The sequence below is a fragment of the Paenibacillus sp. BIHB 4019 genome, assembly GCF_002741035.1.
GTDB lineage: Bacteria > Bacillota > Bacilli > Paenibacillales > Paenibacillaceae > Pristimantibacillus.
Map to the genome: position 1 here is coordinate 437,201 of NZ_CP016808.1, position 23,976 is coordinate 461,176.

The window sequence follows — 23,976 nt, forward strand, 5'->3', positions numbered from 1 at the left end:
TTGCTAATCCAGCTGTACGCCTTATTCAGGAGTCAGGCTGGCAAGGCTCCTTTTTTCTGCGAACTAGTACTAAGCCGGGGAGAGTTCCCTTCTCCCATCATGCTTATGAGGCTTCACTACGCGCCAACGTCACGCTTAGAGAATACAAACCAGGTGAGAGCTGCGAATATTGCATAATACACAGCAAGCACGCTTATCGCGAAGCCGAGCGTCCGGTCGCCAACGTTTCCGGTCAAATAAGGCACCAAATCCAATTGGACGAAAAACAAGTAATCCACCCATTTATAATTCATCAGCCCGATAAATGGACCGATGGAAATGGAGGAAAATACGAGGAAAATGGATAGCCCGATAGCAAGCCCGCCGCTCCGGAACACCGTTGACAGCATAAACGCTATCATCGAGGTCACAAGCAGGGCAATAAAGCGCATCAAATAATATTTCATATTATATACTGCCGCTGAGCCTTCAAATTGGCCATCATCAACGAATAAACCGTGAATTTCTGCAGCCGTTACATTCGTATGGTCAAAAAACAAAAAATTGAACGCAATAGTAAATGCATAGAGCAGCACAACCTGTAACAGCGCGAACAGCACGACTGAAATATATTTGGACAATAAAATTTTCCATCTCATCCACGGGCGAATAAGCAGCAGCTTGATCGTTCCACTCGTGAACTCCTCGGCAACGCTCCCCGCCGCAACGACGGATGTGAACATGGCAATAAGCAAATAACCTACTGCTGATTCATATTTTACAAGTGTCCACATCGATACCGCACTGTCTTTGGACATAAAATAAACGGGTACGGTCATAAATACAACCAATGCCAGCAGCAGGCCCGTCATAATCCAAGTTCTTGTGCGGAGGTATATTTTCATATTTTCATTCAATAGCAGCTTGCTGAAGTTATACAATATGACCGCCCCCCGTCTTCTCGAGGAACCGATCCTCTAAAGATTGATGCTGTGCCTGAATGCCGTATACTTTAATGCCTGCCGCTACGAGCTTTGCATTTAAGCTAGCGACCGCTTCCTTATCCGCCCCAATGGCAATGGCGTGGCCAGCCCGTTCCCCCGCTATTCCCTCATTTGCCGCAACAGCAAGCGCTGACTCTAAATCGTCTACTTCAAAAACGACCCGCTGCGTTGCATGCTGTTCCGACTCTCGGTTCTTCTCGACCTGGACGACCTCCACTAGCTTGCCCTGCTGGATAATGGCTACCCGGTCGCACATCAGCTCCATCTCGGCAAGCAAATGGCTGGAGACGAATATCGCCAGTCCCTCCTGCTTGGCCAGCCTTTGCAAATAATCGCGAAGCTCACGAATGCCCATGGGATCAAGTCCGTTCGTCGGCTCATCCAGAATGAGCAGCTTTGGCCGATGCAAAATCGCTTGCGCAACACCAAGCCGCTGCCTCATGCCAAGCGAATAGGTATTCACTTTATCATGAATGCGCGAGCCAAGGCCGACGAGCTCCGTCACCTCCTGAATACGCGAATGCTCAACACCCGGAACCATCCGGGCAAAATGAACCAAATTTTGATAACCAGTCATATATTTGTACATCTCGGGATTTTCGACAATGGCGCCGACATGGCGAATCGCTTTCTCAAATTGCTTTGAGATGCTGTGACCATCAATTTTGATCTCGCCTTCCGTTATAGAAATGAGGCCGACCATCATTCGGATCATTGTCGTTTTGCCGGCGCCATTGGGACCGAGGAAGCCGAATACTTCACCAGCCGGCAAGTCAAGACTGAGATGATCAATGATCGTCCGTTTGCCGATGCGCTTCGTTACATTTAGCATTTGTACGATTGGCTGCTCCAATTTTTATTTCCTCCTTCTCCAGTGGACCGCATGTCCTGTCCCATTTCTAATAGTGATCTAATAATGATCTAACATTAATCTAACTACAACTAACCTTACCTAGTATAATCGAATAAGGAAACGATTGGAATATGTACAAGAATCTTAGAAAAAGCCTCCTGCTACACAACTTCTGTAGTCAGGAGGCTTTGGGATGCCGGATAAAAGCTCGTTTGATAGGGATCAAAATCAGATTTAGCAGTTAACGGGATGACTCCGCCTGTTGCGCCTTGCATTTGTGCCTCCAACTTGTTAGTATGGCCAGCTTGGGCCTGAGCACAGGCTCTACAACAACCTAGCCGATTTACTACACGGAAAAATCCGGTTCGGAACAACACATTCGCTTGCCCAGTAGGTATCATGTTTTGGCATCCGACGCAATAAAACTGCTCCTGAGGCTGAATCACCTAATCACTCCTTGTATACTTAATGTATCATTATTTATGTAAAATGTTACGTAATGTATCTGTTTGTTTATATTTTATGGTATTTAGCGAATAATGTCAACAGAAAACTCAAATTTTGTCGCCTTACAGAAACATCGAACCCTGACAACGATTTGTCAGGGTCCTTATCCTTTTTTTATAACAGCCGAAAGCTTTAGACCGCATCCGTTTCTATGCTCATTTGTTTTTTCAGCAGCTCGTGAATTCGATTCCGCTCCTGATCGCCGACGATGTAATACCATACTTTATCAATCATCGTTCCGCTGCCGCTTATTTCAATGCTATCCACCTTTTCGATTCCGGTCCCATATTCTTTAAAAAAGGTTTTCATCTCGTCAAAAGATATATTCGTTCTTACATTGTCACCCAGCTCCGCAAGCAGATTGCTTATTTGCGTAGCTCCATATAAGGTAAATACATTGGAAATGAGCTGCTTTAGGACGGCGCGCTGGCGGTCATTTCTGCCCCTGTCCCCCTTCGGGTCCTCATATCTCATGCGAGAATAAAGCAGCGCCTGCTCCCCATTCAACTGAATAGGCCCTTGCTCAAACGTATAACCACTGAAATCAAAAGCATAAGGATTGTTGACGGTTACTCCGCCAAGCTCGTCTATAATTTTTGAGAAACCTTCCATATTGACCCGAATATAATAATCAATCGGATAATCAAGAAAGTGCTCTACCGTCTGCTTTGACATTTCTACCCCGCCAAAAGCGTAAGCATGGTTTATTTTATCCGTCGTGCCATGACCAATAATAGCCGTTCTCGTATCACGCGGAATGTTGAACATAAAGATCGAATGCTTGAGCGGATTCACCCCCATAACAATCATGGTGTCTGTTCGTCCCCGATCATTCGTTCTTTCATCTACACCCATTACTAATACGGTGAACGGCTTCTCCGCAGTAATTGCTTCTTCTATGCCGGATATTTGCAGCTCCGAATCTGAACTGACGTATGGTGTAGATATGATGGGCTCGAACATATCAGCAGCTGTTTTTTTGAATTTACCATAAAGATACCAGCTGTATAGGGCCGTTCCCAAGCCAGCGACCAGACATACGGTGCTGACGATTATAAGCGAGCGTTTCACCCATCGTTTCACCCGAAGAGCCTCCTCATTTGACAAAAGTGCTTCCTGCATTCAAACTGCGATATAGCTGATGGATTTTCCGCTGCTGCGGCTGTTGGGCGAGTAATTCTTCGTTTAATAGGCGGGTAATAATGGATTTGATAAGCAGTGGGGGCTGGAAATGCATACCGTACTCGAAAACATTATCCGTTCGTTTGCGCCAAACGACATTTCCCTGAAGCCGGATGTTTTTGCCTGAAAGCTTCATGCGGACTTCTACCATGTACATCCGATGTACGGGGAGCCTTAAGGAGGACCAAAAGCATAAACCCTCCTGGCTTAAGTTCAGCACTAATACCGTTCCAGTAGATGGACTCATTAAATGGCCATGCCGATTGAGCAGCCGTAATCCTGCTTTAATGCCTGGCCTCAGCTTTAAACGCACCTTGCTGCGTGAGTTTTCCTCTTTACCGTCCATTTATTTCTCCTTATAGGTATAAAGTGATAATGACTTGGAAATAATTTGATACGTTATGTATCAAGCTTTTCCTTCACTTTAAGATACAAATTGTATCATGTCAAGCAAAAAAAACGTCTAACAATATTTTTTGCGACATTTCGTTGCAACAAATGCAAATCTAACGTTTCCGTATTAATATAGGTGTAGCAGTTATAATCCAATAAGTGTGTATACAAACTAGGTTTTGCATAGCAAAACCTGCCGTTTATATGTTGTAAGCAAGTTTACGCTTACAAAGATGGTTTGCTACGCAAACCTAAGTTAATGCTTACGAAGTCAGTTTGCTACGCAAACCTAAGACTATGCTTACGAAGTTAGTTTGCTTCGCAAACTTTTAGGAGGGGTCATATGAACATAGGCAGCAGAATTGCTCAATTGAGAGATGACAGACACTGGACACAAGAGCAAACCGCAGCAAAGCTAGGCATTTCACGCGCTGCTTTATCTCATTACGAGAAAAATCGCCGGGAACCGGATTCCGAGACATTGAAAAAATTTGCCGATCTATACCAAGTATCCGTTGATTTTCTGGTTGGACGCACCCTTCATCCGCAAACGGTACTTAGCGACGATGTTCGCAATTTTGCCGAGCATTTGGAATTATCTGATGATGAAATATTGGAGAAGTTTAATTTGAGTATTGATGGGCGTAAGTTGACAGTGGAAGAAACGAAACGGTTTATTGCTTTTGTACGAGCGGAGAGAATGATGAATTAGACTATTTATTTGGATGGTGAATTCACTAGCGGCGGCCATTTCTCTGGAGGAATTCCCATTTGCCTAAGTATATCCTTTACATCTAGTTCAATACGGCCTGAATTTTTCTCTGCCATCTTCGTATCCGACTCCTGCCTTATGTATAGTTTGAACAATACTGTTATTATACCCAATACCTTACTGGGAATTTGTCGTAAGGTGGGAGCACGATTGTTCTTTTTTTGTTGTTTTTTTGTCGAATTACGTAGATTTAAGGTAAATATTTTGTGATTTTTGAAATACTTTTCATTTTTCCTAAATTAGTGAACAGTGCTTGTACGAAAAAGCAAATAATAAAACCTGCCGACTAAGCACTTTCTAGTAGTGGCGCAGCATAAAAAAAGCAATGAAAAACGGCTCTCCTTATCGGAGAGCCGTTTTTCATTTATCTATTGGGCAACATGGATCAGCCGCCTGTACGGGCAAGCTCTTTCATGCTAGCTTCAAATGCTGACAGCAGCGCTGCATCTTCCTTCAAACCGGAATCTTCAGCTTTGCGGATATACTCCAGCATTTTTTTGTAATCTTTCGGAATGACTTTTACGAATTTCTCAAGCGATAGATCCCAGTCATTCAATACACGTCCGCCAATGGCGCTATCTGTATAGGCAACATGGCGTTCAATCAAGCCGCGTAATTCAGCAATATCCGCTTCCTCTTCAAGACGCTCAAGCAATACCATTTCGATATTGCAATGCTTGTAGAAGTCGCCTTGCTCATCGTAGATGTAAGCAACGCCGCCGGACATCCCGGCTGCAAAGTTACGGCCAGTCTGACCAAGAATGACGACTCTGCCGCCCGTCATATATTCGCAGCCATGGTCGCCTACGCCTTCAACAACAACGCTCACTCCGCTGTTGCGAACCGCGAAACGCTCCCCAGCAATACCGCGAATATAAGCTTCGCCGCTAGTTGCTCCGTATAGTGCCGTGTTGCCGATAATGACATTTTCCTCAGCGGCAAAGGTTGCTTTCGACGAAGGTGCAACAATAACCTTGCCCCCTGAAAGTCCTTTACCTACGTAGTCATTCGAATCGCCTTCCAGCGATAGCGTAATCCCTTGCGGAACGAAAGCGCCAAAGCTTTGGCCTGCTGAACCAACGAAGTGGAAGGAAATTGTATCCTCTGGCAAGCCCTTCGCGCCATAACGACGAGTTACTTCACTGCCAAGCACTGTTCCAACAACGCGATTCGTATTCAAAATTGGGAATGTGCCGCGTACTTGCTCCCCATTTTCCAAAGCGGCTTTCGCAGCTGGTACCAGTTCCTGAACATCAAGCGACAAATCCAAACCGTGGTTTTGCTCTTGTGCACAGTAACGAATAGCATCCTGAGATACTTCCGGTTGATACAACAGCGGCGTCAGGTCAAGACCTTTCGCTTTGTAATGCTCAGCCAGATGCTTCGCTTCAAGAATATCTACACGGCCAACCATTTCCTGAATCGTACGGAAACCAAGCTCAGCCATAATTTCGCGCAGCTCTTCACCAACGAAACGCAAGTAGTTGACTACATGGCTCGGATCGCCCATAAATTTCGCGCGCAGCTCTGGATTTTGCGTGGCTACGCCGACCGGACACGTATCCAACTGGCAAACGCGCATCATTACACAGCCAAGTACGACAAGCGGTGCTGTCGAGAAGCCATATTCTTCAGCGCCGAGCAAAACAGCGATCGCAACATCGCGTCCGTTCATCATTTTGCCATCGGTTTCAAGCGTAACGCGATCACGCAGATTGTTGATCATCAGCGTCTGGTGCGTCTCAGCCAAACCAAGCTCCCACGGCAGTCCGGCATGTCGAATCGAGTTCATCGGAGATGCTCCCGTTCCTCCATCATAACCGCTGACCATAATAATATCGGCACGGCCTTTAGCAACACCTGCTGCAATCGTACCAACGCCAACCTCGGATACGAGTTTTACGTTAATGCGCGCGCGCGGGTTAGCATTTTTCAAATCATGAACAAGCTCAGCCAAATCCTCGATGGAATAAATATCATGATGAGGCGGCGGCGAGATCAAGCCTACGCCCGGCGTGGAGCCCCGAACCTCAGCAACCCAAGGGTATACTTTACGTCCTGGCAGCTGTCCGCCTTCTCCTGGCTTCGCGCCTTGCGCCATCTTGATTTGAATTTCATCCGCATTGACCAAATAGTTGCTCGTTACGCCGAAACGTCCCGATGCCACCTGCTTGATTGCACTGCGGCGGGAATCGCCGTTCTCATCCGGAATGAAGCGCGCTGGATCCTCGCCGCCTTCTCCCGTATTCGAACGTCCGCCAAGGCGGTTCATCGCAATCGCTAGGCTTTCGTGCGCTTCCTTGCTGATCGAGCCGAAGGACATAGCGCCGGTCTTGAAGCGTTTCATAATCGATTCCAGCGGTTCAACCTCTTCGATTGGAATCGCCGTTCTGCCATCCTTGAACCTTAGCAATGAACGAAGCATCATATGCTTCTTGTCCTCGCCTTGAACAAGATTGGAGAATTTTTTGTACAGCTTATAATCATTGGAGCGAGCCGCCATTTGCAGAGTGTGGATCGTCTGCGGACTAAACAGGTGGTCCTCGCCGTCTTTACGCCATTGGTATTCGCCGCCAGACTCAAGCTCCGTTACACGGCCTTCTTGGTCAGCGTAAGCCAAGTTGTGATATTTCAGCGTTTCTTCTGCAATTACATCAAGCCCAATACCGCCGATACGCGAAGGTGTCCAAGTGAAATATTCATTTATGAGTTCCTCTTTCAAGCCAAGCGCCTCGAAAATTTGAGCGCCACGGTACGATTGAATCGTGGAAATACCCATTTTGGACAATACTTTCGTAACGCCTTTAGTAGCAGCTTTAATGAAGTTTTTGACCGCTTTCTCATGCGAAATATTTCTCAGCAAGCCTTGGCGAATCATATCATCAAGCGTCTCAAATGCCAAATACGGGTTAACCGCACTCACGCCGTAGCCGAGCAGCAGCGCAAAGTGATGAACCTCGCGCGGATCGCCGGATTCAAGCAAAATTGCTACTTTAGTCCGCGTGCCTTGACGAATCAAATGGTGATGCAATGCGGATACGGCAAGCAATGCCGGAATCGCTGCATTTTCCTTATCGATACCGCGGTCGGATAAAATAAGAATGTTATGCCCTTTGTCGATAACGCGGTCTGCTGCTTCGCACATTTGCTTCAGTGCTGCGCGCAGTCCCTCTTCCCCTTCACTTGCCGTGAAGAAGATCGGCAGCGTAATCGACTTGAAGCCCGGACGGCGAACATGGCGAAGCTTCGCAAACTGTTCGTTGGAAAGGAGCGGTGTCTCCAGCTTAATGTGGCGCGCACTTTCCGGCTCCGGATTCAATAGATTGCGCTCAGGTCCGATTGTCGTGCCTACTGCAGTAATGATTTCCTCACGAATCGAATCGATTGGCGGGTTCGTTACTTGCGCAAACAGCTGTTTGAAATAGTTGTACAAACGCTGCGGACGATCCGACAATACAGCAAGCGGAGCGTCATAGCCCATTGAAGCAATCGGCTCCATGCCGCTGCTTGCCATAGGCTCAAGCACTTTGCGCAAATCCTCAAACGTATAACCGAAAGATTGCTGGCGCTGCTGTACCGTCGCATGATCAAGCTCAGGCAATTCAGGCGCATCCGGCAAATCTTCAAGATCGATCAAATGCTCGTTCAGCCACTCGCGATAAGGGTGCTCTGTCGCAATTTGCTTCTTCACTTCCTCATCGGAAATGATGCGGCCTTCCTTCGTATCGATCAGCAGCATCATGCCTGGACGCAGACGGTCTTTGTATAAAATGTCCTCTGGCGGAATGACAACGGTACCCGCCTCGGAGCCCAAAATGATATGGTCATCCTTCGTCACATAATAACGAGCTGGACGCAAACCGTTGCGGTCCAAGAAAGCGCCGATCTGCACGCCATCTGTAAAGGCCATTGCAGCCGGTCCATCCCAAGGCTCCATTAATGTGCTGTGGTATTCGTAGAAAGCTTTCTTGTCATCATCCATGCCTTCGTGGTTGGACCATGGTTCAGGAACCATCATCATTGCCGCATGCGGCAATGAACGGCCGGACAAGTATAGGAATTCCAGCGTATTGTCAAACATCGCAGTATCCGAGCCATCTGGATTAATAATCGGTTTAATTTTGTCCATATCGCTGCCGAACAATTCCGTCTCGAACAGCGTTTGGCGCGCATGCATCCAGTTCACATTGCCGCGGAGCGTATTAATCTCGCCGTTGTGAATTAAATAATGGAACGGATGGGCACGTTCCCAGCTTGGGAAAGTGTTCGTACTGAAACGGGAATGGACAAGCGCCATCGCTGTAACGACAGACTCATCATTAAGCTCCACATAGAAGGAGCCAACCTGTTCAGTCGTAAGCATGCCTTTGTAGACGATTTTCTTCGTGGACAAGCTCGGGAAATAGAACATTTCTCCGCCTTCTTTGCCCGAGAAGCGAATGGCGATTTCCGCACGTTTGCGAATGACATACAGCTTGCGCTCGAATGCCAAGACGTCCTTCAAGCTTTCGTTCTTGCCAATAAATACTTGGCGGACAAAAGGCTTAACCGACTTAGCAGATTGACCGAGCTTTGCATCATTCGTCGGCACGGTACGCCAAGCGATAAGCGACTGGCCTTCTTCACGAATAATAGTTTCAAGATCGTTCTCCAGCGAACGGCGAACGTTCTCATCCTGCGGCAGAAACACCATACCTACGGCATATTCGCCTTCGCTTGGCAGCTCCACTTCCATGCGTTTCAGCTCATTTGCAAAAAACGCATGTGGAATTTGAAGCATAATGCCTGCTCCATCTCCCGTGTTTGGTTCGCTGCCTTGACCGCCGCGATGCTCCATATTCTCCAGCAACGTCAGCGCCTGGCGAATAATCTTGTGCGACTTTCTTCCTTTGATGTTCGCCACGAATCCCATGCCGCATGCATCTTTCTCAAATTGAGGATCATACAGACCTTGTTTCGGCGGTAATCCAAAAATTTTCTCTTTCATTGTGTGCAACCTTTCTATCAGAAGATTTTTGGGGCGTGCATAACGGAACCAAGCCGATCGCTGTGAGAACAAGCAGTAATGCTTCATCAAACAGGCTTGTTGCTTGATAGCAAAGCGGGTAGCAGAGCCTATCCGCTTTGCTTATCACTTTGCATAATTACTCAAACGACTGTATCCGGCAGCGCGCCGAATAGGTGTACACAAACTTTTTAGCTGCACTCGCAGGGAAACGTTCGTGTTATGTTGAATAAAATTAAGCAGCGCTGCGGGGATCGTTTGAGGTTGACCATATTCCGGGCTGTATTCCGCCACTTGCGATTATTACAGTATTTTAACATCAGGCCAAAACGGAATCAATTTAATATTTTCATAATTGGGAGCAGAACGGCAATGTTCGTGTTCTTACTGCAAACTTTATACACAATTATGCAAATGAATGAAAACCCGCTGCTACTATTTTATCAAAAGGAAGTGTGTATGTTGTCTGGAAAGTGGAGGAAAGTGTCGTTTCTATTTATAATTATCGGTTTATTAATGGCTTCACCCGGCTTGAAAACAGCTGCCGCTGCAGAAGAAGATGCGGCTGCATCCTATCAGATCGTAGCGCTTGGAGATTCGCTTACGGCCGGTTATGAGTTTGGCTTTGATGCAAAATCTGTGCCCTATGGCTATGTGGAGCACGTATATGAGCAGGCACTATTCCAGGGGCTTCGCGCGGAATATGTCAATTATGGCCTGCTTGGGCTGACGTCAACAGGCTTTAGCCACTTGCTTGGAGCGGTTAAAGATGGCAAAAGCGCCACTGTGAGCGATGTGCAGCCTGGCCTGAAAGATCCGCGCGCCGCTAGCATTATTGGCGATGCCGCAAAAATCGGAAGCAGCATCCGCGGCGCCGATCTGATCGTCATGACGATTGGCGGCAATGATCTGCTTGGTGTAGCTGCACAAATCACTTCCACAACGACAGATGAGGAGAAGGCACAGCTGCTGCAGGCTGCACTGACTCAATATGAAACGGGACTGACTGCAGGGCTGCAGGCAGTAACGTCAATCGCGCCAAAAGCGAAACTCGTGATCGCCGATCAATATATGCCGATTCCGGCAACGATTACGGTTGGCAGCCTAAGCTTTCCTCTGCCTCCAGATGCAGCACGCCTGCGCGAATTTGAATTGCTGGCGCTGAGCCAGCTAAATGAAAAGCTAAAAACGATTGTTGCCGCTATAAAAGCGGAGGGCATCGATATTTCCATCACTGAAGTCAGCAAGCCTTTTGTCGGCAAGGAGCTGGAATATACGTCAATCGCCAACAGCGATGTCCACCCGACTCGCCTTGGGTACGCCGCTATGGGTCACACTTATTCTACCACAATATGGAATAAATATTTGAATGTTCGCACTCGCCCAGCGAATGTGCCCGTCTCGGTAGTTGTACGCGGCAAGGAACTGCCAGCTGCATCCCCTGCTACCATGAAGAGCAATCGCACCTTCGTACCGATGCGCGACATTACAGATGCCATTGGAGCGAAGCTTGTCTGGAACAAAACGAGCCAAACGGCAACCGTTTCCTACAATAAACATACGGTAGCGTTTACGATTGGATCGTCAACCATACTCGTTGATGGCGTGAAGAAAAAACTGAACAGTCCTGCCGCTTATTTGCAAAAGAACGGCAAAGAGCAAAAAACCTATTTGCCGCTAGCGGTCCTCTCCGAGGAGCTTGGCTTGCAGGTTACTTACCGCAGTACGCTTCAAGCTGTCTTCATCAACTAGCTTTACGCTGGGAAAGCAGGCAGGCGCAAGACTAGTCATAAATAAAACAAATGGCAGCCGTCCCAAGTGAACGACTGCCATTTGTTTTATCCGATTGGCGCAGCCCAATCCAGAGGCTGCATCAACGGCTACTTGTATTGCTTTCCAAGCTGCTCAAGCAAAGCAAGCCCCTGCTCGGACCAGCGCTTTAACCGGTCAAGCGTAGCTGCTTCGGCTTCCAAAGCCGCATGCAGCGATTCGCGGTAATCCGGCACATGGCCGCTAAAGGTCTGCAGCTGGCGCAGCGGAATCATCGTCTTCTCTGTATAGGCCAGTGCCGGCCGCTCATGAAATAGCGGTACATCCGGCTCATACGGATGATGCAGGTCACCTTGCTGTGGATGCTTAAGGACAGCCAGCACCTTGAACAAGGCACGGGGCCCATGCAATTCCATTACTTCTCCTACATATAATCCCGATCTTACTTCCGCTTTTACAATGGCTCCGACTTCAAACGTGCTTCTTGCTTCTTCCATTAAGCATGCCTCCTACTTATTATGCCCGTTATAAGAGTAATACTTATAACGGCTTATATTTTAAATGAAACGATCATAATGAATAATCTGCTTCCGGTTAATGCCATTCTAATCATAATGGACAATAGCACCGGCAGGCAAGCTCTGAACCCCTCTGCTTGCGACAGGTTGCTGCATCAGCATATTGAGCAAGCTGCTAATGAACGCAACAGGGGTGGCTGCTTGCATTTTAATAACCTGGAATGACTTGTGTTCCCAACCTTGGCGACGTATTATGGAATTAGAAAAGTAGGTGACATTATGCGTAAGAAAAGAGTGCTGCTGCTCTCCGAGGGCTTCGGCTCGGGACATACGCAAGCCGCATATGCTTTAGCGGCGGGATTGCGCCAAATTAACCCCGAGATTCAAACCCGCGTTATCGAGCTGGGCAAATTTCTTAATCCGGTTGTCGGGCCATGGATTATGTCTGCTTATCGCAAAACCGTAAGCAAACAGCCAAAAATGGTCGGCCTGATGTATCGCAGCAATTACAAGAAATCGCTTAACCGCTTTACGCAGCTTGCTCTTCATCGCATGTTCTATACACAAACGTCGCAGGTTATTTCCCAGTTGAAGCCGGATCTTATCGTATGTACGCATCCTGTTCCCAATGCAGTTGTAGGCAGGCTAAAGCGTCTTGGACTACATATTCCGCTTTACACGCTTATTACCGATTACGATGCTCATGGCGCATGGGTCAATCCGGAAGTCAGCAAATACCTGGTATCTACCCCGCTTGTGAGAAACAAGCTGATGGAGCGCGGCGTAATACCCATGAAGATAGAAGTGACCGGCATTCCGGTACATCCGAACTTCTGGACAACCTACGACAAGCAGGAGCTGCTGCAAAAGTTCAACTTAAAGCCGATGCCTACCGTGCTTATAATGGGTGGCGGGTGGGGATTGATGTATGAAGACAATCTCCTTGAATATATGACCAAGTGGCGCGACAACATACAGTTGATATTCTGCGTAGGCAGCAATGAGAAGGTAAGGGAGAAAATGCTCTCGAGTACGAAGTTTCAGCATCCGAACATTCAAGTGCTCGGGTTTACGAACGAGATCAGCAAGCTGATGGACATTGCCGATCTGCTCGTGACGAAGCCTGGCGGGATGACCTGTACCGAAGGCATGAGCAAAGGAATGCCGATGCTCTTCTATGAACCGATTCCGGGACAGGAAGAAGAAAACTGCGAATATTTTATCCGCAATGGCTTTGGTGAAATGCTTGATTCTGCTGCAATGGTAGATAAGTGGTTTGCCATGATTCAGGAACCGTATACCTCAGGCCAATTCCGAGAAAGCTTGCTAACGAAGCGCAACCAACAATACGACCCGAAGAGCTGCCCGAATGCCGTCCTGCGTTTAATGCAGTGACGGCGTTTTTGTCAGACTCATCGGCCAATCGATAAGGAGTGGAAAGCGAATGAAGGAACGCAGCATGGACGGTAAAACGATTATTTTACGGGTGGAAATCGATATTCAGCAAGCACAGTTCGGCAAGGCCGCGACGGCTATTGAAACTGCTGGCGGCGATATTATTGCGATTGACGTCATTCATACCGATAAAACAACGACCGTACGGGACTTAACCGTCAAGATGACCGAAGCAGGCACAGCCGATCGTATTTCCTCGGCTCTTGGCACGCTGCCCGGCATCCGCCTTCAGCACATTTCCGATCGTACCTTTCTGCTCCACCTTGGTGGCAAAATTACGGTTCAGCCAAAAACGCCCATACAGAACCGTGACGATCTCTCGCGCGTTTATACGCCAGACGTCGCAAGAGTATGCCAAGCGATTGAACAGGATCCGTCCAAAGCATTTACGCTCACGATTAAACGCAACACCGTCGCTGTCGTCTCAGATGGCAGTGCCGTGCTCGGGCTTGGCAATATCGGGCCATATGCCGCAATGCCTGTCATGGAGGGCAAGGCGATGCTGTTCAAGCAATTTGCAGACGTTGATGCGTTTCCCATTTGCCTCGATACCCAAGATACGGAACAGATTATTCAAGCCGTCAAACAATTAGCGCCGGGTTTCGGCGGCATTAATCTAGAAGATATTTCCGCTCCGCGCTGCTTTGAGATCGAACGCCGATTGCGTGAAGAGCTTGATATCCCTGTGTTTCACGATGATCAGCACGGTACAGCCGTCGTCCTGTTCGCCGCTATGCTGAACGCGCTCAAGCTGACGGGGAGAAACATTTCTAATACGCGCTTCGTTATATGTGGTATTGGAGCAGCGGGTACGGCTTGCACCAAGATGCTGCTTGCCGGCGGCGCAAAACATATTATTGGGGTCGACCGTGAAGGGATTTTAACCGCTGACCGCCATTATGACAATGGCATGTGGCAGTGGTACGCCGAACATACAAATGCAGAGAAGAAGTCGGGCCATTTGTCCGAGGCGCTTGCTGGTGCAGATGTATTTATTGGCGTATCGGCGGGCGGAATTTTGACCAGAGCGCATATTGAATCGATGAATGCAGAGCCGATCGTATTTGCTATGGCGAATCCCGAGCCTGAAATTCGTCCCGAGCTGGTCGAGGATATCGTTGCTGTGTTTGCAACAGGCCGATCCGACTATCCGAATCAAATTAACAACGTGCTGTGCTTTCCGGGCATTTTCCGCGGGGCGCTCGATAGCCGTGCAACTACCGTCAATGAAGAAATGAAGCTGGCTGCCGCTGAAGCAATTGCTTCTGTCATTAGCGATGACGAGCTCAGCCCGATGTATATTATCCCAAGCGTTTTCAATGCCAAAGTCGTCGAAGAGGTGCGAAAACGCGTCATCCATGCTGCTATCGAAAGCGGTGTAGCTCGCAGACATCCGCGCGAATAGCCTCACAGAAAGGAAGAAATGATACATGTCTACAGCATCCTTGCAGCGCCGGGAAGCGATTCCCGAGCTGCAGATTGTTCGTGCAATGGCCATATTAGGCGTATTATCGGTCCACTCGACCTCCTACGCTACGCTGAAAATGGTCAATTCCGGCTACTATTTCCTGTATAACTTTTTTAATATATTTATGAAGTTCGGCACGCCGACCTTTATTTTTCTAAGCAGCTTTGTGCTATTTTATAATTATTATACGAGGCCGCTGGACGCCAAGCTGATTGGCTCCTTTTATAAACGCAGAGCGCTGTATATCATTATTCCTTATTTGGTTTTTTCCATTATTTATTTCACCCTGCTGCATTACAACTACTATCCAAACAGGCCGCTTGATCAAACGCTAAGCAGCTTCTGGGACAAGGTGTTGACGGGCAACGCCTATACGCATTTGTATTTTGTATTTATCAGCATCCAGTTTTATTTGCTTCTTCCGTTGTTTCTATGGCTGCTGAAGAAGTTCCCGGCTCTAGTCAAATGGGCGATACCCGCTGGCTTTTCCATTCAATGGGCCTTCGTTCTCATTAATAAATACGCGCTGACGACGCCGATACCGAATAAGGGCAGCTACTCGCTTTCCTACTTCTCCTACTATTTGATGGGGGCAGCAATCGGTATTTATTTTCCTAAAATTAAGCATTGGATCATTATAAACAAACAAAATGCGAGCAAAACGCGAGTTGCGGCATGGCTTGCATTATGGTGCCTATGGCTTGCCGCAGGACTATGGCATGTAAGCATATGGTATGATACAAGACTTAAAATTGAGAACTACCACTCGCTGCTGTATGAGTTTTTATGGAATATGCATACTTTCTTCTCGGCGCTCGTGCTGCTTCAGCTTGGCTTTCTGCTTTACCGCAAGGCAGCGCCTTGGCTAGTTTCGCTGCTTTCTAAGCTTGGCGCTTTATCGTTCGGCATTTACTTGGTTCACCCGCTCATCCTGTTCTACTACCGCGAATACCCGCCTGTGACAGGCAATTCCTTGCTGCTGCACAGCTGGTATGTGGGCGGCTATGTAGCTGCGCTCGTCGGCTCTTGGATTATCGTTTCATTAGCCGCACGGTTTTTGCCTTTCTCCTGGGTGCTGTTCGGCAATTTGCCCAAACCAGGGAAACGGCCGCAAACGCCAATCGCGCCGCAGAAAGACTTTACAGCATAAACCTCAAGCTTGCTCAATGAGCAGCCTCCAGCATCATCGTCGCTTTGCGATGAATGCTGGAGGCTGTCTTTTTTTATAGCAGATGTTTCAAAATTGGTGGTTGTCCCTTGCCCGGCCTACAGCGCGCTGCCTCCATACAGGAACCGATATTCCCAATGGGTGCCTGCTATGCTGCTTATCGTTACGCCGCCAGCCTCATTGGAATATGTATGCAAAATTTTGCCGTCTCCTAAATAAATGCCGTCATGCGTAATCGTTGCTGATGCTTTGTTCGTGCCTGCATAGGCAGAAGCTTTACTTCCCTTATAAGACATAAAAAACATAAGATCGCCACGCTTAAGCTGTCGCCAGTCCGACACCGCTTTCCCTCGCTGCGCCACATACTCTCCTTGTCCCCTCGAATCAGCCGGCAGCTTAATGCCTACCCCATCCAGAAAAGCTTGCCTTACAAAATCCGAGCAATCAAATGTGGATGTCGTGCTGCGGCTTGAGCCGTATTCATAAGGCGTACCTAAATATTTAAGCCCCGCCGCAATGACGCTTTCCACAGAACCGGTCGATGGTGCTGAGGTGCCAGGTGATCCACCTGAACTGCCTGAACCGCCGCCACTGCCGTTGCTGCCTGATGAAACGTTTCCTGTGACGCTAATATATTGGGATTGCGAGCTGACAAAGCCAGCTTGTCCAGAAGAATCTTTTATTTCATACCAACTGCCGTTTGGCTGGGATACAATCGCTACCTGCTCACCTGCCTGCAAAAACCGGATACGGCTAGCCGACAGAGAAGCGCCCGTCCGAAAGGATACCGACTTCTGAATCGTGCCTGTTGCCGAGTTTGGATTCGCTGCGGATGACATTGAAAAATAGGAAGGCGAAGCATAGCCTGTCCGTCCAGAAGAATCCTGCAGCTTATACCAATACGCATTGGAAGCATCCAGAATCGTTACCTGTTCTCCTTTTTTAAGCATGCGAATAACGGGAGCTGATGCCGCTGGTGCGCTGCGGAAGTTCACGCCTGCATCTACGGTTGCGCTCTGAGCAGCCATCACTGTGGGAATTGAAGCCGAGACAGAACCGAGCAGTAGGGATGCGGTGAAAGCGGCGGTGATCATCCTTTTTTTCATGGTGTGTTTCAAGCTGTACGCCTCCTTGGTTGTTTGAAAATAAATAAATGGTGCTTCAACCATTGTAGGGTCGCCTTCTTGTTGCCAGCATCAACCTTTTTTCCTATTTGCCAATTTACCAAATTGGTAAATTGGAAGCATTAAAAATTCGCATTAAAAAACGAAGAGGCCTTCGCATTTGCGAATGGCCCCTTCATATAAAGCGCTGTAGCTACTGCTGTTACTCGCTTTATTGCTTGTTTAGCCCAGTTCAGAAAACGAGACTATAGTCGCGATAATCATTTGAGACTAAAGTATTAGTTAAATTGGTTTATTTTACCTTGGGAACAATTACATCCCTTTTATTCGACATCTCACTCGACATTTGGCTCGCGTTGGGCAGGCTCCAGCTCATGAGGCTCCACATGGACATGCACGCTCATAATATTATGCTTGCGCTCCATTCGATGCTCAATATCATCACATATGATATGGCTTTCGATCAGCGTGAGCTCTGGATCCACCTGTACAATGACGTCAACCAGCACGTTGCTGCCATGAACGCGGGCTTTAATATCCTTAATGGATTTAACCCCTTTCGTACGTTCAATCGTCGCTCTAAGCGTCGTCAGCTCCTTCTCGTCGAAGCCGTCCGTCAGTGCATGGGTCGAGCTGTAGAAAATTTCCCAAGCCGTCTTGCAAATGATAAGACCGACCACAATTGCCGCTACTGGATCAAGCCAAGGCAGGCCGAACTGCGCGCCGATAATGCCAATCGCTGCTCCTGTACTGACGAGCGCATCGGATAAATTATCTTTTGCCGCCGCCATCAGCGCCTGATTGTTAATCCGCTTCGCCAGTCTCCGATTGTAATAATAAACGCTCAGCATGACGACTGCAGAAAATAGGGCAATCCACGCCGAATTAAGGGAAGGCGCAGCTTCTTTGCCGGACCAAAGCGAACCGACCGCTGTAATCAGTACTTGAATGCCGACCGTTGCCATAATAAAGGACGCAATCAGCGCGGCAATCGTCTCTGCCCGAAAATGTCCATACGGATGATCTTTATCCGGCGGCTTCTGTGAAATTCGCAAACCGATAAGAACCGCAAGCGATGCCACGATATCCGTTAAATTGTTAAAGCCATCCGCAACGAGCGCTCCAGAAGCAAAATAATAGCCGCCTCCAAGCTTTAGTGCGGTAAGCGTCAAATAGGTGGCAATGCTAAGCCAAGCACCCTTCTCGCCCTGCTTGATTTTTTCATACTGATCCAAAGCGTCCTTACCTCATTTCCTAATGATCTCCAAGTAAAGGTATCATACCCGACTAAACCAGAGTGGGTCTAGAGAAACAGTGTTGACCTTATGCGTACTTTTATGCAGCAGGGCAACACTTTACCTGGAAAATCGCATAACGGCAAGGGCTGAGGCGGATCGCTTTAAAACGCTATTTCAGAAAAAAAATTTCGCGAAGCGGTTTTATCGGCTCGGCTTGCTCCAAATGAAATGATCCTTGAACCATTTTGGACGTAAGGGCATTCCAGCGGTTGCAGGCATCGCTTTCGGCAATATAGGCGAAGGCCGCTGCCACATCATCGCACTCAAAGCAATAGAAAAACTGCGTGCCATTTTGAAAAATAGAATAGTTGGAGATGCCGGCACTGCGATGCTCATCCATGATTTCCGGCCACGGATCAAGATGCATCCTGACATATTCCTCCAAGCATTCCTCCTTCACCTGCCAGCTCCAGGCATATTTATTGCTGAGTGCCATGCTGCTTCCTCCTTTTTAACCCGCCCTTATTTAGTAGACTTCCTTCCACTCTGCAATGTTCGCCGCGTCAAATTTGAATGGATCGCCGAGCATAATTTGCGTGCCGCCGACGTCAACGATCACTTCTTTATCACCGAGGCGTCCTGCTGTAAATTTGTCGCCTACCTCGCCTTTAATGGTGCCATTCACCAGTGCGTCAGCCGCATAGCCAGACAAGTAGCCCACATCAAGCGGATTCCACAAGTACATCCATTCACTTACGCCGCTTTCAATGTATTCCGCCATTTCGCTTGGCAGGCCCAGGCCCGTCAAATGAACTTTGCCCGTCAGCCCTTTGTCGGTAAGCACTTTGCCTGCCGCTGCAATCCCTACTGTCGTTGGCGCAATGATTCCTTTTAGGTCTGGATACGATTTGAGCAGCGCCTCTGTTTCCGATACGCTTTTGTCCCGCAGATCGTCGCCATATGCGACCTTCACTAGCTCGATGTCTTTATATTTCGGATCCTCCAGCTCTTTCTTCATCCATTCGATCCATGTGTTCTGGTTCGTCGCCTGCGAAGTTGCACTGAGAACTGCAATTTGCCCTTTACCGCCGATCATATCGGAAATGGCCTGTATCTGCACACGCCCAATACGCTCAGGGTCTGCTTGGTTAATGTGCACCATCCGGCTTTCCCCATTAACTGCGGAATCAAGCGACAGCACCTTGATGCCTTGATCCATCGCTTTTTTCAGTGCAGGCTGCAAGGCGTCGGGATCATTGCCGACGATGGCGATAGACGCAACCTTTTGCGAGATGAGCTCCTCGATCATTTGAATTTGCGCTTCTGCAGTCGGCTGATCCGGCGCCTTCAAAATCGCCTCATGCCCCAGCTCTTCAATCGCCTGCTTAAAGCCTTCCATTTCTTTCTCGCCATAAGGGTTGCCCGTATTTTTAAAGATGATGGCAAATTTCTTCTTGCCGCCGCTCGCACCGGTATCGCCGCTGGACTCCCCTGCTGGCTTGTTCGTTGAAGTGCTGCATGCAGCTAAAACCGTTAACATCATGATTACTGTCAAAAATGTCGCTAAAACCTTTTTCATCTGTATTGCCTCCCTTTTATCATTTGTATATAAAAAGCTGCGTCTTTCCCGGATGAGCCGGGCAGGCTGCCGCAAACGAAACGCTTTTCTCTCTCTGCTGCCCGCTCCAGTTAAAGATGCAGCCGTTTACCGTGGGTTGCGCTTAGCGGCTCTGCTTCTTTGCAGGAGAAGACAGCTTAAGCTTCGGCAGCATAACCGCTACGATGAGCAGCAGACCGAGAATAATGAGCAGCATTTGCGCAGGCACATTGACGAGCCCAAGGCCGTAGCGCAGGAAGCCGATCAGGAACACGGCCAAAATCGCGCCAATCATCCGCCCTTTGCCGCCCGCTGTGCTGATGCCGCCAAGAACAACCATCGCAATAACATCCAGCTCATAGCCTGTCGCTACATTCGGTCTCGTGCTGCCCATGCGCGAGGTGAGGAACAGCGCCGTAACTGCCGCCATCAGGCCCGCCAAGGTGAAGACGATAATTTTCATCCGATCGACGCGAATACCCGAGAAGCGGCTTGCTGTCAAATTGTTGCCCATCGCATAGATGCGCCGCCCGAAGGTCGTACGATGCAGCAGCACGATGAACGCCGCCGCGCATATGGCGAACACAATGAGGATAAAAGGAATCGGGCCAACGTAGCCCCAGCCAAGAAAGCTGAACCACTCTGGAAACTTGCCTGCCGCTTGATCCTCCAGCAAAATATAAGCGATGCCCCGATAAATAATCATCGTTGCCAGCGTCACGATAACCGAGGAAAGCTCCTTGAACTTGACGATTAACAGCCCGTTAATGAACCCGCATACGACGCCGACGCCGAGGCAAATCAGCATTGCCAGCGGCATGGGAACTCCCGAGTTATATAAGTCCGCCATGATGACGGAGGATAACGCGACAATCGACGCTACAGAAATATCAATGTCCCCAAGAATGATGATGAGCACCATCGGCAGAACGATAAACGCTTTATCAAGAAACGTCATCGTCGCATCCCGCAGGCTGTCAAAGCTCCAATAATACTCGGACAAATTTATATTCATAATGTTTACGGCAATAAATATCAGCACCAGCATCCATTCCCATTGCATAAAAAAGCGCTTCCATGAAAAGGCCCGGCTGCCCGAAATGACTCGTGTTTCCATCGTTAAATGTTCCTCCTCATGAGGTTATTGCGGTCAACGCCCCGTTTAACGAGCGCATTCGTAATAACGGCGATCAATATAATCGAGCCTTGAATGCCCGTCTGCCAAAAAGGCGATACATTAATAAGCGGCAGCGCATTATTAAGAATGCCAAGCAAGATCGAGCCTAGAATAACGCCGGACACTTTTCCCGATCCGCCCGCAATGCTAACCCCGCCAAGTACACAGGCCGCAATTACGCTTAGCTCATATCCCATAGCTGTGTCGCCTTGTGCAGAAGCGAACTTGGATACCCATAGCACACCGGCTAGACCAGATAAACCGCCCATAATCGAATAAACGAGCCATAAAATACGATCATTGCGAATGCCGCTGATTTTCGCCGATTCCGGATTGCTGCCCACCGCGTAAATCTGCCTGCCGGTACGGGTGTGATTGATGAAATAATAAAATACGATGTAAATGACGACCGCTATGACGATCAGCGTATTGATGCCGAAAATCGAGCCTGTGGCAATCGCTTTGAAGCTGACCGGCATTTGATGGGCGCTTACCCATTTGCCGCCGCTGGCCATAAAGGTCAGCCCGCGGAACACGTTCATCATGCCGAGTGTGGCGATAATCGGAAGAATGCCCATTTTTGCAATGAGAAACCCGAGTACGACGCCGCACACTAGCCCGACAGCCGTTCCAAGCACAATCGCAAGCAGCGGATTGACCTCCGGGAATGCATTTACCGTCAGGGCAGCAATCATGCCCGACAGCGCAAGCGTCGCTCCAATTGACAGGTCAATGCCTCTCGTAATGATGACGAGCATCATGCCCGCCGCCAAAATGCTCAAAATCGCCGTATTCGTAATCATGTCGTTCATATTTTCCAGCGTTAAAAAGCTTGGATTGCGCAGCTGCACGATAAGTGACAGCACAATAATAAACCCCAGCAATCCCAGCTCGCGAAACTTCGCGACCACAGCGCTCAGCGACTGCTTCTCTGCTGGCTTGTTTACTAGCCCCTTGGCAGCCATTTTTGTCTCGGCCATTGCCGTCCCACCCTTTTCGTTCATAATGGAATATTCCCCGTTCAAAAATAACGCTTGCGAATCGTCCCGTCTCAGCAGCGGACTGTTCTTGCTTTAGCTCGCCACCGCTACGCCAGCACAACACCCGGGCTGCGACTTTCCATCGCCGCCTGCAAAATATTTTCCTGCGTCACCTCATCCTTGCCGAGCATCGCCGTCATTCGGCCTTCGCGCATAACGGCGACCCGGTCGCACATCCCGATAATTTCGGGCATTTCCGAGGAAATCATAATGATGCCGTAGCCTTGCCCCGCCAAGGTGCTAATAATTTCATAAATGGCTGATTTCGCCCCAACATCTACGCCTTTTGTCGGCTCGTCGAGAATGAGAATATCAAGATCAGCCGTCAGCAGCTTGGCAAATACAACCTTCTGCTGGTTGCCGCCAGATAGCGAGCTGACCAGATTGTAAATGCTTGGCGCCTTGACGTTCATTTTTTGCGCCAGCCTGACCGCTTCCGCCTCTTCCTTTCCCGTATCAAGCGAGCCCTTGCTGACGAAGCGCTCCAATGCGGTTAGCGTAATATTGCGCGAAATTTCCCAGTCCAGCACCAGCCCCTGCTTTTGCCGATCCTCCGGCAAGTAGCCAATGCCAAGCTTCATCGCCTGCTGCGGATTGTCTATTCGCACCGGCTCGCCCTTCACGAACACATTCCCTTTGTCATACGCTTCAATGCCGAACAGGCTTTGAAATACCTCTGTGCGTCCTGCGCCTACAAGTCCGGTAAAGCCTAATATTTCTCCGCGCCGCAGCGAAAAAGAAATATCCGCAAAATAGCCTGTTCTGCCCAGCCCCTCTGCACGGAGCACTTCCTCCCCCAGCTTTGCCGCCGTCTTCGGAAACAGCTGGGTAATTTCCCGGCCTACCATCGCCACGATTAAATCTTTATTGTCAATTTCATCGACCTGCCAGCTGCCGATATATTTGCCATCGCGGAACACGGTCACCTTGCTCGCCAGGCGATACATATCCTCGAAGCGATGGGAGATGAAAATAATCGAAGCTCCCCGATCGCGAAGCCGCTCCGTAATTCGGTACAGCTCCTCGCTCTCCCGCTTCGTGAGCGCCGCTGTCGGCTCATCCATAATGATGATTTTCGCATCGGCGGATAGCGCTTTCGCAATTTCGACGATTTGCTGCTCCGCTACGCTGAGCGAGCCCATCAGTGTACGCGGGCTAAATTTTGCGCCAAGGTCATCCAGCAGCTTTTGCGCTTCCTTGTGCATCTCGCTCCAGCGGATGCGACGCGTGCCTTTTTGCACCTTTTCATGCCCCATAAAAATATTTTCCGTCACGCTAAGATCCGGATAACAGGTGACATGCTGGTAAATCGCAGCGATGCCGAGGCGCTTCGCGTCATTCGGATTTTGAAACTTCACCTTCTGCCCATTCACGTACATCTCGCCTTCATCGGGCGCGTGCACGCCGGTAATGATTTTAATGAAGGTGGATTTGCCTGCTCCATTTTCACCCATTAGCGCATGAATTTCGCCGGGTCCCAACTGAAACAAAACATCGCTCAGCGCTTTAACGCCGGGGAAGATTTTTGTAATCGCTTTCAATTCTAAAACATATGGCTCCATCGGCTTGCTCCTATTCATCAGCTTATTTAAAGCAAACATGAAATAGCTTTTTTGTGACGCTTTAGATGTTTATTTACTTTCTTTTGTGATTATTCATGTTCGTTGATTTATCATTTCGACATGTTGCGCGCAATTCCTTTTTTTGAAATCGGTTTTTTTCGGAA

18 protein-coding genes are annotated in these 23,976 nt (G+C 48.6%); 5 read left to right on the forward strand and 13 right to left on the reverse strand.

Features of this window, described 5'->3' with window-relative positions; translation table 11 throughout:
• Positions 1–116: 116 nt before the first annotated feature.
• The 4 genes from BBD42_RS02055 to BBD42_RS02070 form a co-directional block, all read right to left on the reverse strand.
• On the reverse strand, positions 117–920 hold the full coding sequence (locus BBD42_RS02055) for an ABC transporter permease (protein ID WP_099516782.1): 804 nt from the start codon (positions 918–920) through the stop codon (positions 117–119).
• Positions 913–1,815, reverse strand: a complete 903-nt coding sequence (locus BBD42_RS02060) for an ABC transporter ATP-binding protein (RefSeq protein ID WP_099521401.1) — start codon at positions 1,813–1,815, stop codon at positions 913–915. Before BBD42_RS02060 ends, BBD42_RS02055 begins: the two co-directional genes overlap by 8 nt.
• A gap of 660 nt (positions 1,816–2,475) precedes the next feature.
• Positions 2,476–3,426 carry an LCP family glycopolymer transferase gene (locus BBD42_RS02065; protein WP_099516783.1) on the reverse strand — a complete coding sequence of 317 codons (951 nt, stop codon included), beginning with the start codon at positions 3,424–3,426 and terminating at the stop codon, positions 2,476–2,478.
• Positions 3,427–3,439: 13 nt separating this feature from the next.
• Positions 3,440–3,871: a PilZ domain-containing protein gene (locus BBD42_RS02070; RefSeq protein WP_056034155.1), complete on the reverse strand. Its 432-nt coding sequence runs from the start codon at positions 3,869–3,871 to the stop codon at positions 3,440–3,442.
• 390 nt (positions 3,872–4,261) lie between these two features.
• On the opposite strand from BBD42_RS02070, the gene BBD42_RS02075 reads away from it, so the two are divergent.
• Positions 4,262–4,630, forward strand: a complete 369-nt coding sequence (locus BBD42_RS02075; RefSeq protein WP_046228883.1) for a helix-turn-helix domain-containing protein — start codon at positions 4,262–4,264, stop codon at positions 4,628–4,630.
• 445 nt (positions 4,631–5,075) lie between these two features.
• Here the strand turns inward: BBD42_RS02075 and gltB are convergent, their stop codons facing one another.
• Positions 5,076–9,677: a glutamate synthase large subunit gene (gene gltB / locus BBD42_RS02080; RefSeq protein ID WP_099516784.1), complete on the reverse strand. Its 4,602-nt coding sequence runs from the start codon at positions 9,675–9,677 to the stop codon at positions 5,076–5,078.
• Positions 9,678–10,178: 501 nt separating this feature from the next.
• On the opposite strand from gltB, the gene BBD42_RS02085 reads away from it, so the two are divergent.
• Positions 10,179–11,447, forward strand: coding sequence for an SGNH/GDSL hydrolase family protein (locus tag BBD42_RS02085; RefSeq protein ID WP_172455361.1), 1,269 nt, complete (start codon positions 10,179–10,181; stop codon positions 11,445–11,447).
• Between the two features lie 128 nt (positions 11,448–11,575).
• Here the strand turns inward: BBD42_RS02085 and kapB are convergent, their stop codons facing one another.
• Positions 11,576–11,962: a kinase-associated lipoprotein KapB gene (kapB, locus tag BBD42_RS02090; RefSeq protein ID WP_099516786.1), complete on the reverse strand. Its 387-nt coding sequence runs from the start codon at positions 11,960–11,962 to the stop codon at positions 11,576–11,578.
• Between the two features lie 300 nt (positions 11,963–12,262).
• On the opposite strand from kapB, the gene BBD42_RS02100 reads away from it, so the two are divergent.
• From BBD42_RS02100 to BBD42_RS02110, 3 genes are read left to right on the forward strand one after another with little or no spacing between them, the layout of a single operon-like run.
• Positions 12,263–13,378, forward strand: a complete 1,116-nt coding sequence (locus BBD42_RS02100) for an MGDG synthase family glycosyltransferase (RefSeq protein ID WP_056034172.1) — start codon at positions 12,263–12,265, stop codon at positions 13,376–13,378.
• Positions 13,379–13,427: 49 nt separating this feature from the next.
• Positions 13,428–14,843: an NAD-dependent malic enzyme gene (locus BBD42_RS02105; protein WP_099516788.1), complete on the forward strand. Its 1,416-nt coding sequence runs from the start codon at positions 13,428–13,430 to the stop codon at positions 14,841–14,843.
• 25 nt (positions 14,844–14,868) lie between these two features.
• The gene (locus BBD42_RS02110) at positions 14,869–16,056 is read left to right on the forward strand and encodes an acyltransferase (RefSeq protein ID WP_099516789.1); all 1,188 of its coding nucleotides are present in this window, start codon (positions 14,869–14,871) and stop codon (positions 16,054–16,056) included.
• Between the two features lie 116 nt (positions 16,057–16,172).
• Here BBD42_RS02110 and BBD42_RS02115 read toward each other — a convergent pair whose 3' ends face one another.
• The 7 genes from BBD42_RS02115 to BBD42_RS02145 form a co-directional block, all read right to left on the reverse strand.
• Complete coding sequence (locus tag BBD42_RS02115; protein WP_237163334.1) at positions 16,173–17,192, reverse strand: C40 family peptidase; 1,020 nt, start codon at positions 17,190–17,192, stop codon at positions 16,173–16,175.
• Positions 17,193–17,533: 341 nt separating this feature from the next.
• The gene (locus BBD42_RS02120) at positions 17,534–18,433 is read right to left on the reverse strand and encodes a cation diffusion facilitator family transporter (RefSeq protein ID WP_099516790.1); all 900 of its coding nucleotides are present in this window, start codon (positions 18,431–18,433) and stop codon (positions 17,534–17,536) included.
• A 172-nt stretch (positions 18,434–18,605) separates the two neighbouring features.
• The gene (locus BBD42_RS02125) at positions 18,606–18,932 is read right to left on the reverse strand and encodes an L-rhamnose mutarotase (RefSeq protein ID WP_099516791.1); all 327 of its coding nucleotides are present in this window, start codon (positions 18,930–18,932) and stop codon (positions 18,606–18,608) included.
• 30 nt (positions 18,933–18,962) lie between these two features.
• On the reverse strand, positions 18,963–20,015 hold the full coding sequence (gene rhaS, locus BBD42_RS02130; protein WP_099516792.1) for a rhamnose ABC transporter substrate-binding protein: 1,053 nt from the start codon (positions 20,013–20,015) through the stop codon (positions 18,963–18,965).
• A 142-nt stretch (positions 20,016–20,157) separates the two neighbouring features.
• Positions 20,158–21,150, reverse strand: a complete 993-nt coding sequence (locus BBD42_RS02135; protein ID WP_099516793.1) for an ABC transporter permease — start codon at positions 21,148–21,150, stop codon at positions 20,158–20,160.
• Positions 21,151–21,152: 2 nt separating this feature from the next.
• Positions 21,153–22,190, reverse strand: coding sequence for an ABC transporter permease (locus BBD42_RS02140; protein ID WP_099516794.1), 1,038 nt, complete (start codon positions 22,188–22,190; stop codon positions 21,153–21,155).
• Between the two features lie 107 nt (positions 22,191–22,297).
• Positions 22,298–23,812 carry a sugar ABC transporter ATP-binding protein gene (locus BBD42_RS02145; RefSeq protein WP_099516795.1) on the reverse strand — a complete coding sequence of 505 codons (1,515 nt, stop codon included), beginning with the start codon at positions 23,810–23,812 and terminating at the stop codon, positions 22,298–22,300.
• Between the last annotated feature and the right edge of the window lie 164 nt (positions 23,813–23,976).

What these genes read in the sequence shown, in the direction of transcription:
- BBD42_RS02060 (WP_099521401.1), bottom strand. Translation starts at nt 1,815, where the DNA reads ATGCTAAATGTAACGAAGCGCATCGGCAAACGGACGATCATTGATCAT.
- BBD42_RS02070 (WP_056034155.1), bottom strand. Translation starts at nt 3,871, where the DNA reads ATGGACGGTAAAGAGGAAAACTCACGCAGCAAGGTGCGTTTAAAGCTG.
- BBD42_RS02075 (WP_046228883.1), top strand. Translation starts at nt 4,262, where the DNA reads ATGAACATAGGCAGCAGAATTGCTCAATTGAGAGATGACAGACACTGG.
- gltB (WP_099516784.1), bottom strand. Translation starts at nt 9,677, where the DNA reads ATGAAAGAGAAAATTTTTGGATTACCGCCGAAACAAGGTCTGTATGAT.
- kapB (WP_099516786.1), bottom strand. Translation starts at nt 11,962, where the DNA reads ATGGAAGAAGCAAGAAGCACGTTTGAAGTCGGAGCCATTGTAAAAGCG.
- BBD42_RS02100 (WP_056034172.1), top strand. Translation starts at nt 12,263, where the DNA reads ATGCGTAAGAAAAGAGTGCTGCTGCTCTCCGAGGGCTTCGGCTCGGGA.
- BBD42_RS02105 (WP_099516788.1), top strand. Translation starts at nt 13,428, where the DNA reads ATGAAGGAACGCAGCATGGACGGTAAAACGATTATTTTACGGGTGGAA.
- BBD42_RS02110 (WP_099516789.1), top strand. Translation starts at nt 14,869, where the DNA reads ATGTCTACAGCATCCTTGCAGCGCCGGGAAGCGATTCCCGAGCTGCAG.
- BBD42_RS02125 (WP_099516791.1), bottom strand. Translation starts at nt 18,932, where the DNA reads ATGGCACTCAGCAATAAATATGCCTGGAGCTGGCAGGTGAAGGAGGAA.
- rhaS (WP_099516792.1), bottom strand. Translation starts at nt 20,015, where the DNA reads ATGAAAAAGGTTTTAGCGACATTTTTGACAGTAATCATGATGTTAACG.
- BBD42_RS02135 (WP_099516793.1), bottom strand. Translation starts at nt 21,150, where the DNA reads ATGGAAACACGAGTCATTTCGGGCAGCCGGGCCTTTTCATGGAAGCGC.
- BBD42_RS02140 (WP_099516794.1), bottom strand. Translation starts at nt 22,190, where the DNA reads ATGGCCGAGACAAAAATGGCTGCCAAGGGGCTAGTAAACAAGCCAGCA.
- BBD42_RS02145 (WP_099516795.1), bottom strand. Translation starts at nt 23,812, where the DNA reads ATGGAGCCATATGTTTTAGAATTGAAAGCGATTACAAAAATCTTCCCC.